The following is a 13,970-nucleotide window of genomic DNA, read 5'->3' as shown; positions in this document are numbered from 1 at the left end:
GGTTATTCATGACTCTGTTTCTCATTCCGTCACTGTCCCAGGGCAATCTGCTGTTAAGCAGACCCTCGGTAGACAGGTACCTGAGCAAGTTCAGCACGCATGAGGCTGATTTGCAAAAAGGTATCGACTGGGGTGTAGTGCCAGGGCCATTTTATACCCCGGAACTGGGCATTGGCATCGGTGTCGCTGCTGTCGGGTTTTACCATGCCGACGATCATCCGCAGTCTTCACCGCTGTCGTCATTATCCCTGACGGGCTTCGGTAGCTCCACAGGCGCATTCGGTGTCGGTTACGATAACGACACTTTTTTTCACCAGGATCGGTGGCGTTTTTTTCTCAACGGGGAATTGAGTCATCGCCCTCTGGATTACTGGGGAGTGGGTTACCAGGCCGGACGACATCAGCGCGGAAAACAGTCCTACGATGCCCGTTCTGTTACCATGACGCCTAAAATCCTCTACCGGCTGGGGGCGAATACCTACGTCGGGATGGGCGGTTCATTCGACGACCAGAAGGCAACCGGGTTAGAAAAAAAAGCGTCCGGGAGCTTCTTTCAGCACCCGGTTCGCTTACATGAGATGAACGTCGGGGCCAGCCTGTTGTTCAGCTTTGACACGCGGGATGTCACCATCAATCCCTCGCGGGGGCAGTTGCTCAATATCAGCTATACCCGATATACACCCGCCTTAGGCAGTGATAACCGCTTTGACGTCTGGGATACGCAATACGACCTGTATCACCCATTGGATCCCACGACCCTGCTGGCATGGGAGCTGTACGGTCGGTTCGCCGGAGGGGATGTTCCCTGGACAATGACCGGCTTTTTAGGGGACAGCCATCATCTGCGGGGTTATTACGAAGGGCGTTACCGCGATCGTAATATCGTGACGACCCAGCTTGAACTGCGTAAAAAACTGAGCTGGCGACATGGCGTTGTCGCCTGGGTTGGTGCGGGCAGTATGTCGTCTGACGTTCACGATGTTGCTGACGGCAACTGGCTTCCCAGCGTCGGCGTCGGCTATCGTTTTCAGATTAAAAAAAGCATGAATCTGCGCTTTGACTACGGCGTAGGCGAGAAAAGCACGGGATTTTATTTCCAGGTTGGGGAAGCGTTCTGATGAAAAAAAAATGGATGCTGTTAATCCTGGTGTTAAATGCCTGTCAGGTGCCCGCCCCGGCCGCACCCGCTTTAACGCCGGAGGATCTCAAGCAGCCTGCCCCGCTGGCGACTCAGGTCTGGCCTACCCTTCCCACGCTGCCGCCCCCCGATGGCCTGCGTCCCTGTTGTGCTTTCGGCTACGACGTGCAGGCAAAATTTTTAGGCATCCCGGTGCCTTTTATCCAGTTCGGTAACGTGGTGGCTCCGGACAATACGGGTAAGCATCACTACAACGACAGCTGGGAAAGTATCATCATGACCCTGACGGGCATGAACAGCGAACATGATGGGATTGTTTATACACGGCGCGGGGGATTTATTGACCTCGCCCACGTGCGTGATACCGCGGATAACACGCTGTGGCTGTTTACCCGCATTTTACCGCAGCTGGGTCAGGCGGGTACTCTCACGCTGCCTGATGAACTGGGCCAGCGGATTATCCGACTGGGGCATTATACTCCGCCCGATGACGCGCTGGACCGCTATAATCTGGCCATCCGGCTGGCGGCACATCTGGCCTTTCAGCTGGCGGTCTGGCATGAAGTCGCGCAGTGGTACGGGTTTGAATCTGTGCCGGGCTATTCAGAGGGCGTCTCGGCTTTTTCGCCAGAAGATCTCTATTCAAATCTGCTGGGCGCGCGTATCGCGACTGACCTTCTCTCCCACGGTGGAGGGAGCTCGCTGAAGCAGTATGAGGCGTCAATGGCACGGATGATCCCTCAGGCACTGGCGCAGCTGCTGGCGGTCAGCCCCAGAGAGACACGCTTCCACTTTGATATGGTCGACGGAACCTGGTGGAACAGCCGCTGCCGCCTGCCGGATAAATTCCTCGTCCTGCGCCGTAACTACAGCACCCTCGACCGTCGCCTCCCGACACGTCCGGCAGACAGCGTTCCTGAACTCTGGCTAACGCTGCCTGACCATTTTCACCAGCAGCCTCTCTCCGGTTTTGCCCGGCTGGAAATCTGGCCCGGAAAGAATATGGTGAATTTACCCACCCCGCAACTGATGTACCAGTACGGGGATTTTGCCCTGCTGGCGCAGCAGGCAGAGCAAGCCGACCGCTCTCATCTGGCCGTAAAAGGGGATGCCTGTCGCTAGGACGCAGGCGGTTTCCGCCCCCATGATGCATAAGCTATCCTTATGACTGAGTAGAAAACAGCCCCATTTTTTTTTACCGCCAGCGCCCCTCGTTTTCACCCTGAACGTGAGGAATCGCCAGGCAACCGTTTACCTCCCCCTCTACTGGCTGAAAAACCCGTTTTCTGATTAAGTTCCGTTCTCTGCACTATTTTTTGTGATTTCAATCACACTTTAGCTGAATTGAAATGAAACAGAATTTGACAAGTGTGAGCAATCTCTATTTCCTAACACACTGTTAGCGGCACACTGCCGCAGCAATGATGGCGGGTGCTTTTTTCGTAAACTTAATCACCCATTTGTCGCCGTAGATAACCTGACCCAACCAGCGCACTGGCTACAGAGCCGGGTCTCAGAGCATGTGGTAATAATAATGAAATATAAAATTATGATGGCTGGCGCGCTGGCAGCGCTCTCTTATACCCACTCCTCATTCGCTGAAACCAGCAGTCCGGAGTATGTTTCTGACTGGTGGCATCAGAGCGTCAATGTGGTCGGCAGCTATCACACCCGCTTCGGGCCGCAGCTGAACAATGATGTTTATCTGGAATACGAAGCCTTTGCGAAAAAGGACTGGTTCGATTTCTACGGCTATATTGATGTGCCTAAATTCTTCGGCGCAGGCAACGGTAACGACGTCGGCGCATGGGATGACGGTTCCCCGTTCTTTATGGAGATCGAACCGCGTTTCTCCATCGACAAACTGACCGGCACCAGCCTGGCGTTTGGCCCGTTCAAAGAGTGGTACTTCGCCAACAACTATATCTACGATATGGGTGATAACCGTGCTAACCGCCAGAATACCTGGTACATGGGCCTCGGTACCGATATCGACACCCATTCCGACGTCGGCCTGTCGCTGAACGTGTACGCAAAATACCAGTGGGCGAACTACGGCGCAGCTAACGAGAATCAGTGGGATGGATATCGCTTCAAGGTGAAATATTTTGTACCGCTGACCCAGCTGTGGGGCGGTAACCTGAGCTATATCGGCTTTACCAACTTTGACTGGGGTTCTGACCTCGGGGATAACTCCGCGCCTGCGCGTACCAGCAACTCAATTGCCTCCAGCCATATTCTCTCGCTGGGTTACGATCACTGGCACTACTCCGTTGTGGCACGTTACTTCCACAACGGCGGTCAGTGGAATGACGGCACCGAGCTGAACTTTGGCAAAGGCGATTTCAACGTCAAGTCGAACGGATTCGGTTATTACCTGGTGGTGGGTTACAACTTCTGATGACCCCGGCGTGACTGAAAATGAAGGTCACGTCCTGTTCCGGTAAAAAACGTCACGCAACGCGCCTTCGGGCGCGTTTTTTTTACCCGTGAGAAACCGTTATACTCCCCCGGCAATATTGCATCCCCGAAAAGGAATTTTTATGTCGGCTAAGTCTGTTGATCACAGCGTGAAACTGCGTCCCCTTGAGCGCGAAGACCTGCGGTTTGTCCATCAGTTGGATAACAACGCCAGCGTCATGCGCTACTGGTTTGAAGAGCCCTACGAGGCGTTTGTTGAGCTGTCCGATCTTTATGACAAGCATATCCATGACCAGAGTGAGCGGCGATTTGTCGTTGAACATGATGGGAGTAACGCCGGGCTGGTGGAGCTGGTAGAAATTAACCACATCCACCGTCGTGCAGAATTTCAGATTATTATCGCCCCCAGCCATCAGGGAAAAGGCCTGGCCAGTAAGGCAGCGAAGCTGGCAATGGAGTACGGTTTTTCGGTGCTGAACCTGTATAAACTCTACCTGATCGTCGATAAAGAGAACGAAAAGGCGATCCATATTTACCGCAAGCTGGGCTTTGAAATTGAAGGTGAGCTGATCCACGAATTCTTTATCAACGGTGAATACCGTAACACGATTCGCATGTGCATCTTCCAGCATCAATATCTGGAAAAATTCAAACCGGCACACAGCATGGTAAAAACCACCGCGCAGTAAATAAAAACGGCAGGTGGGATGACCCGACCTGCCGTTGTTGAATCAGCCGCCGCGCGCGCCAACCGGATTCATAATGGTCTGGACGCGTTCCGGTTCAATCTTATACATCCCCCCATAGAACGGGTCGACGACCAGCCAGCCCGGGAAGCCGAGCAGCGGGATATTTCCCAGCAGATACCACAGGTTGGCGCTCTCTTTCAGCGGCAGTGTCTGCGGCACATAGCCCTGGCGCTCCAGCATAACCAGGTACTTCTTCTTGCCAAAATAGTTACCGTTGGACTTCATCAGTGTCACGGTTTTCGGCGTATAGCCTTCGGCAACCGCCTTACCGGTTTCGTCCTGCACGACAAACTTCACCCCCGGAGGCTGCGTCTGTAAGGTGACGTCCTGCGTTTCGCTACCGACAATCGTGGCGCAGCCACTTAACATCCACGCTGCTGCCAGCGCTGCAATCAGCCGTTTCATCATTTATCCTGCCTGAATCCATCATGCTAAGAGTCTACGCGCCACCTTCGGCAAACTAGCGGGCTAATAGCGCAGCTAATTGGGGGTTTATTCAGCCATTGATGCCCGGGACGGGGCGCGGTTCCGGCAGGCGCTTGCGGCGTCGCTGCGTCAGCCAGTGTACCGCATAGCACAGCGCCACAAACGGCAGGCCGCACCACAGCGCGATACGCTGGTCGGGGTCAAATGCCAGCCCGATACACGCCAGCAGGCACAGGCTGAAGCCCAGCAGAGGCGTCAGCGGGAACCAGGGCGCGCGGTACTTCAGCTCGCTTTCGCGGTGCCCTTCCTGCAGCCACGCGCGTCGAAAACGGTAGTGTGAGGCACAAATACTCATCCACACCGCCACCACGGCAAACCCGGATATGGCCGACAGCGCAACGAACACCGTATCCGCAGCCACCACGCTGGAAAGCAGCGCCAGCAGCCCGCCCAGCATACTGACAGAGAGCGCCACCAGCGGAATACCGCGCCGTGTCAGGCGGGAAAAGCAGGCAGGCAGCGTCTGCTGATTCGCCAGCGACCACAGCATGCGGCCAGAGGCATAGAGTCCGGAGTTGGCGGCAGAGAGGATCGCCGTCAGGATCACAAAGTTAATCACATCAGCCGCGTACGGCAGGCCGATCTTTTCGAAAACCATCACAAAGGGGCTTTTCACAATCCCGGCCTGGTCCATCGGGATCAGACTGGCGAGGATCAGTACCGTCCCCACAAAGAAAATAATCAGACGCACCACCGTGGTACGGATCGCCAGCGGCAGGACTTTATGCGGCTCTTCCGTCTCACCAGCCGCAATGCCGATCAGCTCCGTGCCGGAGAAAGCAAAGTTGACCGCCACCATGGTCATCAGGATCGGCAGCACGCCGTGTGGGAACCAGCCCGACGCAGTGAGATGATGGAAAAACGGTGCCGGGGTGCCGTCCCGCAACGGAATAAAGCCGAACATTGCCGCCCCACCCAGCATCAGAAACGCCAGGATGGTGATCACTTTGACGACAGAGAACCAGAACTCGGCTTCTGCAAAGAAGCGCGAGGAGATGATATTCAGCAAAAATATCAACACACAGAACAGCAGACACCACAGCCAGACCGGAGAATGGGGGAACCAGTACTGCATGCAGAAACCGGCGGCGGTCAGGCTGGAGCCCAGTGCCACCGTCCACGTCAGCCAGTACAGCCAGGCAACGGTGTAGCCCGTGGCCGGGCTGAGGTAGCGCGTCGCATAGACGTGGAAAGCACCGGTTTCAGGCATCGCCACGGAAAGCTCCCCCAGGCTGAGCATCACCAGCCAGACCACCAACGCTCCGATCAGATAGGCCAGCAGCGTGCCAGCGGCACCTGTTGTGGAGATGATATAACCGGTATTAAAAAAGAGTCCGGTGCCAATCACGCCACCGAGAGAAAGCATCACCAGATGGCGTGCTTTCATACTGCGTTTGAACTGCCTGGGGGCCTGCTGTTGCTGTTGCATGATGCTGTCAATCCGTAGGGACGCCTTTATGGCCAGTTGCCCGCGTTATACCGATTCAGCCCGGTGAATGCAACGCGTTGAAAAATTAGCCAAACATCCTTTCCAGATAGCGTTCCAGCGCCATGCGCGAACTGAAACCGTGGGGGATCCCGTAATGATCGTTGTTTTCTCCCGCCAGATACATCGGGAAGCGCACATAGTGATCGCAGGTTTTCACATCCGAGGATGCTGCGGTAATCGCCTGACTTCGCTCTTTCAGCGTGGGGTGGATCACCAGCGCAGTTCGACCCAGACGCGCTTCACGGTTGACATAAACATAGTCGTCTCCGCGGCGGTAGCCGTAGGTTTTTGCGGTGACCGCATCCATTTCAAATCCCGCTTTTTCCAGTACGCGAGCTACCTCATCAGGTCGTAAATACATGCTTGCTCCTCTCAGTCTGCTAACCCCGCAACCTTACAACAGGCGGCGCAGTCAGGGCTTTCGGATTAGTCCATAAACGCCACGGACAGCATGGCGTTTTGTGAGCCTGTTCTATACTTAATAGTACTATTTCAGACTGAGGGAGCAAAAAATGTTCAACCGGACACCAAAAAATGACGAAATCGACCTGAATCAGGATGTTTCTCTGCTGGCCGACAGCCTGGACGATCTGTTGAAGTCCTGGGGCAGCAAATCAAAAGAAGAAGCAGACCATGCACGGTTACGGGCCGAATCCCTGCTGAAAGAAACCCGGGCTAAACTTCACGGCCGGAACCGCGTCACCCAGGCAGCCAGAGATGCTGGCGGTCACGTGGATGACTATGTGCGCGAAAAACCCTGGCACGGGGTGGGCATCGGCGCCGCGCTGGGTATTATTGTCGGCGCGCTGATTGCGACCAGCACGGCCGGCAGATAGTACAAAAAACAGGCATTATCAGAAAGCCCGTGGCGAAATCCGCGGGCTTTTTTTTGGCATAAATTTTTTTAAACCGGTTGACGCCTTGTGGCGCAAGGCTTGTGTGTGAGCTGAGTAAATAAATACGAAAAACCTATATGTTGTGTGGTTGCATTCTTAACGCACTATATCTAGTATTCAAACCATCAGAACCACACAACATGGTGTGGCAGTGGCGGCGCTCACCGGGCAGTCAATCAGCGCCAGAAACGTGGTATAACCGGCCCATAAGGTGAATACGAATCATGCGCATTATTATTTACACTAAAGATAACTGTGTCCAGTGCAATGCAACGAAAAATGCCATGGATAAAAAAGGCATTGATTATCAACTGATCAATCTGGACAACGAACCGGCACACGTTGAGACGCTGAAATCTCTCGGCTATCGCCAGGTTCCCGTGGTGATGGCCGAGCAGGATCACTGGAGTGGCTTTCGCCCGGACAAAATTATGGCGCTGAGCCATCAGGTCGCAGCACAGGGGTAACGTCATGACCACGCTGGTGTACTTTTCCAGCCTGTCTGAGAATACCCATCGTTTCATCACCCGTCTGAACCTGCCCGCTGTGCGCATCCCCGTGGACTGTGCGCAGCGTCTGCAGATTGATCAGCCCTATATTCTGGTGGTGCCCAGCTATGGAGGGGGAACGGCACAGGGTGCCGTCCCCAGACAGGTTATCCAGTTTTTAAACGATACCCATAATCGTCAGTTGATCCGCGGCGTCATCGCCGCCGGCAACCGCAATTTTGGCGAGGCTTACTGCCTGGCTGGCGACATTATCGCGCGTAAATGTCAGGTGCCTTACCTCTATCGCTTCGAGCTGATGGGCACCTCTGACGATCTCGCTAACGTCTACAAGGGAGTAACCCAATTTTGGCAGCAACAGACAGCACACTCATAGAGGCCACGGCGACAGTACCGGATTATCATGCGCTTAACGCGATGCTGAATCTTTACGATGCCGACGGTCATATTCAGTTTGAAAAAGACCGTGAGGCCACGCGCCAGTATTTTATCCAGCACGTGATCCCTAACAGCGTTCAGTTCAACTCCATTGCTGAACGTCTGCAATACCTGGTGTCTGAAGGCTATTACGAAGCTGACGTCCTGAATGCCTACCCGTTTGAGTTTGTCTGCTCGCTGTTCCAACAGGCTTATGAACGCCGCTTCCGCTTCCAGACGTTCCTGGGTGCCTGGAAGTTTTACACCAGCTATACGCTGAAAACTTTCGACGGTAAACGCTATCTGGAAGGCTTCACCGAACGTGTCTGTATGGTCGCCCTGACACTGGCAAAAGGGGACCAGGCACTGGCACTTGCGCTGACCGATGAGATCCTCGCCGGTCGTTTCCAGCCGGCCACCCCCACCTTCCTCAACTGCGGTAAACAGCAGCGCGGTGAGCTGGTTTCGTGCTTCCTGCTGCGCATTGAAGACAATATGGAGTCGATTGGCCGCGCGGTGAATTCGGCGCTGCAACTGTCCAAACGTGGCGGCGGCGTGGCGTTCCTGCTTTCCAACCTGCGGGAGTCGGGCGCGCCGATCAAGCGCATTGAAAATCAGTCTTCCGGCGTTATCCCGGTGATGAAGATGCTGGAAGATGCCTTCTCTTACGCTAACCAACTTGGCGCACGTCAGGGGGCTGGAGCGGTCTATCTGAATGCACACCACCCGGATATTCTGCGATTCCTCGATACCAAACGCGAAAACGCCGACGAAAAAATTCGTATCAAGACGCTCTCTCTCGGCGTGGTGATCCCCGATGTGACGTTCCAGCTGGCTAAAGACAATCAGCCGATGGCGCTGTTCTCACCGTATGATGTCGAGCGCCTTTATGGCCTGCCGTTTGCCGATATCAGCATCAGCGAGAAGTATGAGGAGATGCTGGCCGATGAGCGTATCCGCCGCACCTTTATTAACCCACGCGAGTTCTTCCAGACGCTGGCCGAAATTCAGTTTGAGTCCGGCTACCCGTACATCATGTTTGAAGATACCGTGAATCGCGCCAATCCGATTCACGGCCGCATTAATATGAGCAACCTGTGTTCTGAGATCCTGCAAGTGAACACCCCGACCGAATACCACGACGATCTCAGCTATAAGCGTATCGGCAAGGATATCTCCTGCAATCTGGGTTCACTGAATATTGCCCATGCAATGGATTCGGCGGACTTCGCCCGCACCATTGAGATTGCGGTGCGCGGCCTGACGGCGGTGTCTGACCAGAGCCACATCCACTCGGTGCCGTCTATCGAACAGGGTAATGCGCAGTCGCACGCTATCGGCCTGGGGCAGATGAATCTGCACGGCTACCTGGCGCGTGAACGTATTCAGTACGGGTCCGAAGAAGGGCTGGACTTCACCAACATCTATTTCTACACGGTGACCTACCACGCCCTGCGCACTTCAAACCTGCTGGCTCGCGAACGTGGCACCCGCTTCAGCGGCTTTGAAAATTCACGCTATGCCACTGGCGAATATTTTAACCAGTATGTTGAGCAGCACTGGCAGCCGCGCACGCCGAAGGTTGCCGCACTGTTCGCCAGCGCCGGGATTGCGGTGCCGACACAGTCAGAGTGGCAGGCACTGAAAGACGCCGTGATGCAGCACGGGTTGTACAACCAGAATTTACAGGCGATACCGCCAACGGGGTCGATCTCCTATATCAACCACGCCACTTCGAGTATTCATCCGATTGTGTCGCGCATCGAGATCCGTAAAGAAGGCAAAACCGGCCGCGTCTATTACCCAGCACCGTTTATGAATAATGATAATCAGGCGTTCTATCGGGATGCGTACGATATTGGCCCGGAAGCGATCATCGACACTTACGCCGAAGCCACCCGCCATGTTGATCAGGGGCTTTCCCTGACGCTGTTCTTCCGCGATACCGCCACCACGCGCGATATCAATAAAGCGCAGATCTACGCCTGGAAGAAAGGCATCAAAACGCTGTACTACATTCGTCTGCGCCAGATGGCGCTGCAGGGCACGGAAGTGGAAGGCTGCGTATCCTGCTCGCTGTAGTCCCCTTTTCTATCACGGGCTGGCATTGCCGGCCCGCAAATAAGACACCCCTATGAAATTAAAAAAAGTTCACGCCATTAACTGGAACAAAATCGAAGACGACAAAGATCTGGAGGTCTGGAACCGCCTGACCAGCAACTTCTGGCTGCCGGAAAAAGTGCCGCTTTCCAACGACATACCGGCGTGGAACTCACTGACTCACGATGAGCAGCAGCTAACGATTCGCGTGTTCACCGGCCTGACCCTGCTGGATACCATTCAGAACACCCTCGGCGCACCGGCGCTGATGGCGGATGCGCTGACACCGCACGAAGAAGCCGTCATGTCGAATATCAGCTTTATGGAGGCGGTTCATGCCCGCTCCTACAGTTCCATCTTCTCCACGCTCTGCCACACCAGCGATGTGGATGCGGCCTACGCCTGGAGCGAAGAAAATGCCCCTTTGCAACGTAAGGCGGAGATTATTCTTCAGCACTATTATGAGAACGATCCCCTAAAGAAAAAGATTGCCAGCGTCTTCCTTGAATCCTTCCTGTTTTATTCCGGGTTCTATCTGCCCATGTACTGGTCAAGTCGGGGCAAGCTGACCAACACGGCCGATCTCATTCGTCTGATTATCAAAGATGAAGCCGTGCATGGGTATTATATTGGCTACAAATATCAGAAAGCCCTGGAGACGCAAAGCCCGGCCCGGAAAGAGGAGCTGCAACAGTTTGCCGTTGAGCTGCTGCTGGCGCTGTATGAGAATGAACTGGCGTATACCGATGATCTGTACCAGGGCGTGGGCTGGCAGGAGGATGTCAAAAAATTCCTGCATTACAACGCGAATAAGGCGCTGATGAACCTCGGCTATGAGGCGCTCTTCCCGGCTGAGATGACCGATGTTAATCCCGCTATCCTCTCTGCGCTGTCACCCAACGCCGATGAGAACCACGATTTCTTCTCTGGCTCCGGTTCCTCGTATGTGATGGGGAAAGCCGTTGACACCGAGGACGCAGACTGGGACTTTTAATCTTTTCAACGATGGCTGCCAATGGCAGCCCTCTTTCTTTGATTACCGCTTTAATTAATTATTAGTTTTCAGCCTCTCACTTCTTTTTAGATGACATAAATATGGCAGTTTCCTGACGATATTTCACCGCTTCCTCCCCGTCCGCAGCAGGCTAATTTGGCGATACAGGGGATGATTCTTAGCGAGATATTCATTTTTTTCAGACTCCCCTCATTGGCTCTCATCCCTTATCTGCTCTGGCATTAGCCGGGACTGGCATCTCATCCATCATATTCACTCGGGCTATTTAGGGTTGTCTCAGATTCTCAGTATGCTACGGTATAGGCCGTTAATATTTAACTACACAGAAGAGTAAAATAGATAAAACTAACCAATCACCAGGAAATTAATTAATGCATGGCTATTAAACTTGAAGTTAAGAATTTATATAAAGTTTTTGGGGAAAACCCCGAGCGCGCATTTAAGTACATCGAAAAAGGGATCAGCAAAGAAGCACTTCTGGAAAAAACCGGACTCTCTCTTGGCGTGAAAGACGCCAGTCTGGCCATTGAAGAAGGCGAGATTTTTGTCATCATGGGGTTATCCGGTTCCGGAAAATCCACCATGGTTCGCCTTCTCAATCGTCTGATTGAACCCACCCGCGGTCAGGTCATTATTGACGGTGAGGATATTGCCAAAATATCCGACAGCGCATTACGACAGGTCCGAAGAAATAAGATCAGCATGGTATTTCAGTCCTTCGCATTAATGCCGCACATGACGGTATTAAATAATGCGGCCTTTGGTATGGAATTAGCCGGAATCCCTCTGCAGGAGCGACAGGAAAAAGCCCTGGATGCGCTGCGTCAGGTCGGTCTGGATAATTATGCTCATGCCTATCCTGATGAACTCTCCGGTGGGATGCGTCAGCGCGTCGGATTAGCCCGCGCGCTGGCCATTAATCCCGATATATTATTAATGGATGAGGCTTTCTCCGCGCTCGATCCGTTAATCCGTACAGAAATGCAGGATGAACTGGTGAAATTGCAGTCCCGCCACCAGCGCACCATCGTCTTTATTTCCCATGATCTTGATGAAGCCATGCGTATCGGTGATCGCATTGCCATTATGCAGGGCGGAGAGGTGATCCAGGTCGGTACGCCGGATGAAATCCTCAATAACCCGGCCAACGATTACGTGCGAACCTTCTTCCGTGGCGTGGATATCAGCCACGTCTTCAGTGCGAAAGATATTGCCCGCCGTAGCGCAGCCGCATTGATCCGTAAGGCCCCCGGCTTTGGCCCACGTTCGGCTATCAAGCTGCTGCAGGATAACGACCGCGAATACGGTTATGTGCTGGAAAAACAGCGCTTCGTCGGCACGGTTTCCATCGACTCACTGAAAGCCGCCCTGGCCGCCGGTGAAGGCCTGGATCATGCGCTGCTGGAAAGTCCGGCCGCCATGCCCGCCGAAACCTCATTAAGCGATCTGCTCTCTCATGTAGCGCAGGCGCCCTGTGCGGTACCGATCGTCGGTGAAGAAGGTCAGTACGTCGGCATTATTTCCAAAGGTATGTTGTTGCAGGCATTAGACCGTGATGGAGGCCAGCCATGAGTGAACAAACCAGTAACCCGTGGGATACCAGCACCACACAAAACGCCGCACCGGCAGAGAACGGACAGGCCGCAGCCAGCAGCAGCGATCCCTGGGGTAATCCCACAGATGCCACCACCACCAGCCAGCCTGCTCACGATGCGGCGGCCAGTAGCGGTGGTGATGCCTGGGGTGCCGCCCCGGCCGGCGGCCATGATGCAGCCGCTGGCAGTGACTGGCTGAACAGTGCTCCCGCTCCCCAGGCAGAGCATTTTAACCTCCTCGATCCCTTTCACAAAACGCTGATCCCGCTCGACAGTTGGGTGACCACGGCCATCGATTGGGTGGTGACGCACTTCCGTCCGCTGTTCCAGGGCATTCGTCTGCCGGTGGACTATATCCTCAGCGCCTTCCAGAATCTGCTGCTGGGTATGCCTGCGCCGGTGGCGATTATCGTGTTTGCACTGATCGCCTGGCAGCTTTCCAGCTTCGGCATGGGGGTGGCCACCCTGGTGTCTCTGGTGGCCATTGGCGCAATAGGGGCCTGGTCACAGGCCATGGTGACGCTGGCGCTGGTGCTGACCGCCCTGCTGTTCTGCATCATTATTGGTCTGCCGATGGGGATCTGGCTGGCCCGAAGTCAGAGGGCAGCCAAAATTATCCGCCCCCTGCTGGATGCCATGCAGACAACACCCGCCTTCGTTTATCTGGTACCTATCGTCATGCTGTTCGGTATCGGTAACGTCCCGGGCGTGGTGGTGACGATTATCTTTGCCCTGCCGCCGATTGTCCGCCTGACTATCCTCGGGATTAAACAGGTCCCTGCTGACCTGATCGAAGCCGCAGAATCTTTTGGTGCCAGCCCGCGCCAGATGCTGTTCAAAGTGCAGCTTCCACTGGCGATGCCGACCATTATGGCCGGGGTCAATCAGACGCTGATGCTGGCGCTGTCGATGGTGGTTATCGCCTCGATGATCGCCGTTGGCGGTCTGGGTCAGATGGTGCTGCGCGGCATCGGCCGCCTGGATATGGGCCTGGCTACTGTGGGGGGTGTCGGCATTGTCATTCTGGCCATTATTCTTGACCGCCTGACGCAGTCGCTGGGACGCGACAGCCGAAGCCGTGGCAACCGTCGCTGGTACGCCAGCGGCCCTCTGGGTCTGCTCACCCGCCCATTCTGTAAAACTGAATAATAAGAAGGT

The 13,970-nt window shown here is 54.5% G+C and carries 14 protein-coding genes; 11 read left to right on the top strand and 3 right to left on the bottom strand.

Features of this window, described 5'->3' with window-relative positions:
* Nucleotides 1-8: 8 nt before the first annotated feature.
* The 4 genes from EPE01S_RS10400 (at nucleotide 9) to speG (ending at nucleotide 4,248) form a co-directional block, all read left to right on the top strand.
* The gene (locus EPE01S_RS10400; RefSeq protein ID WP_240043766.1) at nucleotides 9-1,118 is read left to right on the top strand and encodes a BamA/TamA family outer membrane protein; all 1,110 of its coding nucleotides are present in this window, start codon (nucleotides 9-11) and stop codon (nucleotides 1,116-1,118) included.
* Complete coding sequence (locus tag EPE01S_RS10395) at nucleotides 1,118-2,260, top strand: DUF4056 domain-containing protein (RefSeq protein WP_062744571.1); 1,143 nt, start codon at nucleotides 1,118-1,120, stop codon at nucleotides 2,258-2,260. The genes EPE01S_RS10400 and EPE01S_RS10395 overlap by 1 nt, the downstream gene beginning before the upstream one ends.
* A gap of 412 nt (nucleotides 2,261-2,672) precedes the next feature.
* Nucleotides 2,673-3,539 (top strand): nucleoside-specific channel-forming protein Tsx, encoded by an 867-nt coding sequence (locus EPE01S_RS10390; RefSeq protein ID WP_062744570.1) that lies wholly within the window; start codon nucleotides 2,673-2,675, stop codon nucleotides 3,537-3,539.
* A gap of 142 nt (nucleotides 3,540-3,681) precedes the next feature.
* A complete protein-coding gene (gene speG, locus EPE01S_RS10385; RefSeq protein ID WP_062744569.1) occupies nucleotides 3,682-4,248 on the top strand; it encodes a spermidine N1-acetyltransferase in 567 nt (188 codons plus the stop codon).
* 42 nt (nucleotides 4,249-4,290) lie between these two features.
* Here speG and EPE01S_RS10380 read toward each other — a convergent pair whose 3' ends face one another.
* From EPE01S_RS10380 to EPE01S_RS10370, 3 genes are all read right to left on the bottom strand, one after another.
* Nucleotides 4,291-4,713 carry a hypothetical protein gene (locus tag EPE01S_RS10380; RefSeq protein WP_062744568.1) on the bottom strand — a complete coding sequence of 141 codons (423 nt, stop codon included), beginning with the start codon at nucleotides 4,711-4,713 and terminating at the stop codon, nucleotides 4,291-4,293.
* Nucleotides 4,714-4,804: 91 nt separating this feature from the next.
* Nucleotides 4,805-6,223, bottom strand: a complete 1,419-nt coding sequence (gene mmuP, locus EPE01S_RS10375; RefSeq protein WP_062744567.1) for an S-methylmethionine permease — start codon at nucleotides 6,221-6,223, stop codon at nucleotides 4,805-4,807.
* Nucleotides 6,224-6,308: 85 nt separating this feature from the next.
* Nucleotides 6,309-6,644 carry a DUF2002 family protein gene (locus tag EPE01S_RS10370; RefSeq protein ID WP_062744566.1) on the bottom strand — a complete coding sequence of 112 codons (336 nt, stop codon included), beginning with the start codon at nucleotides 6,642-6,644 and terminating at the stop codon, nucleotides 6,309-6,311.
* Nucleotides 6,645-6,795: 151 nt separating this feature from the next.
* Between EPE01S_RS10370 and EPE01S_RS10365 the strand changes: the two genes are divergently transcribed.
* The 7 genes from EPE01S_RS10365 (at nucleotide 6,796) to proW (ending at nucleotide 13,961) form a co-directional block, all read left to right on the top strand.
* A complete protein-coding gene (locus EPE01S_RS10365; protein ID WP_062744565.1) occupies nucleotides 6,796-7,119 on the top strand; it encodes a DUF883 family protein in 324 nt (107 codons plus the stop codon).
* 284 nt (nucleotides 7,120-7,403) lie between these two features.
* Complete coding sequence (gene nrdH / locus EPE01S_RS10360) at nucleotides 7,404-7,646, top strand: glutaredoxin-like protein NrdH (RefSeq protein WP_062744564.1); 243 nt, start codon at nucleotides 7,404-7,406, stop codon at nucleotides 7,644-7,646.
* 4 nt (nucleotides 7,647-7,650) lie between these two features.
* Nucleotides 7,651-8,061 (top strand): class Ib ribonucleoside-diphosphate reductase assembly flavoprotein NrdI, encoded by a 411-nt coding sequence (gene nrdI, locus EPE01S_RS10355; RefSeq protein ID WP_062744563.1) that lies wholly within the window; start codon nucleotides 7,651-7,653, stop codon nucleotides 8,059-8,061.
* Entirely contained in the window at nucleotides 8,034-10,184 is a 2,151-nt protein-coding gene (gene nrdE, locus EPE01S_RS10350; protein WP_072277441.1) for a class 1b ribonucleoside-diphosphate reductase subunit alpha, read from the top strand. Before nrdI ends, nrdE begins: the two co-directional genes overlap by 28 nt.
* A 52-nt stretch (nucleotides 10,185-10,236) precedes the next feature.
* Nucleotides 10,237-11,196, top strand: coding sequence for a class 1b ribonucleoside-diphosphate reductase subunit beta (nrdF, locus tag EPE01S_RS10345; RefSeq protein WP_062744561.1), 960 nt, complete (start codon nucleotides 10,237-10,239; stop codon nucleotides 11,194-11,196).
* A 396-nt stretch (nucleotides 11,197-11,592) separates the two neighbouring features.
* Entirely contained in the window at nucleotides 11,593-12,789 is a 1,197-nt protein-coding gene (gene proV / locus EPE01S_RS10340; protein WP_062744560.1) for a glycine betaine/L-proline ABC transporter ATP-binding protein ProV, read from the top strand.
* Nucleotides 12,786-13,961 carry a glycine betaine/L-proline ABC transporter permease ProW gene (gene proW, locus EPE01S_RS10335; protein WP_062744559.1) on the top strand — a complete coding sequence of 392 codons (1,176 nt, stop codon included), beginning with the start codon at nucleotides 12,786-12,788 and terminating at the stop codon, nucleotides 13,959-13,961. The genes proV and proW overlap by 4 nt, the downstream gene beginning before the upstream one ends.
* The last annotated feature ends 9 nt before the right edge of the window (nucleotides 13,962-13,970 follow it).

The sequence above is a fragment of the Erwinia persicina NBRC 102418 genome, from assembly GCF_001571305.1.
GTDB lineage: Bacteria > Pseudomonadota > Gammaproteobacteria > Enterobacterales > Enterobacteriaceae > Erwinia > Erwinia persicina.
The sequence above is the reverse complement of the archived record's forward strand: the minus strand, read 5'-3'. Positions and strand labels throughout refer to the sequence as shown.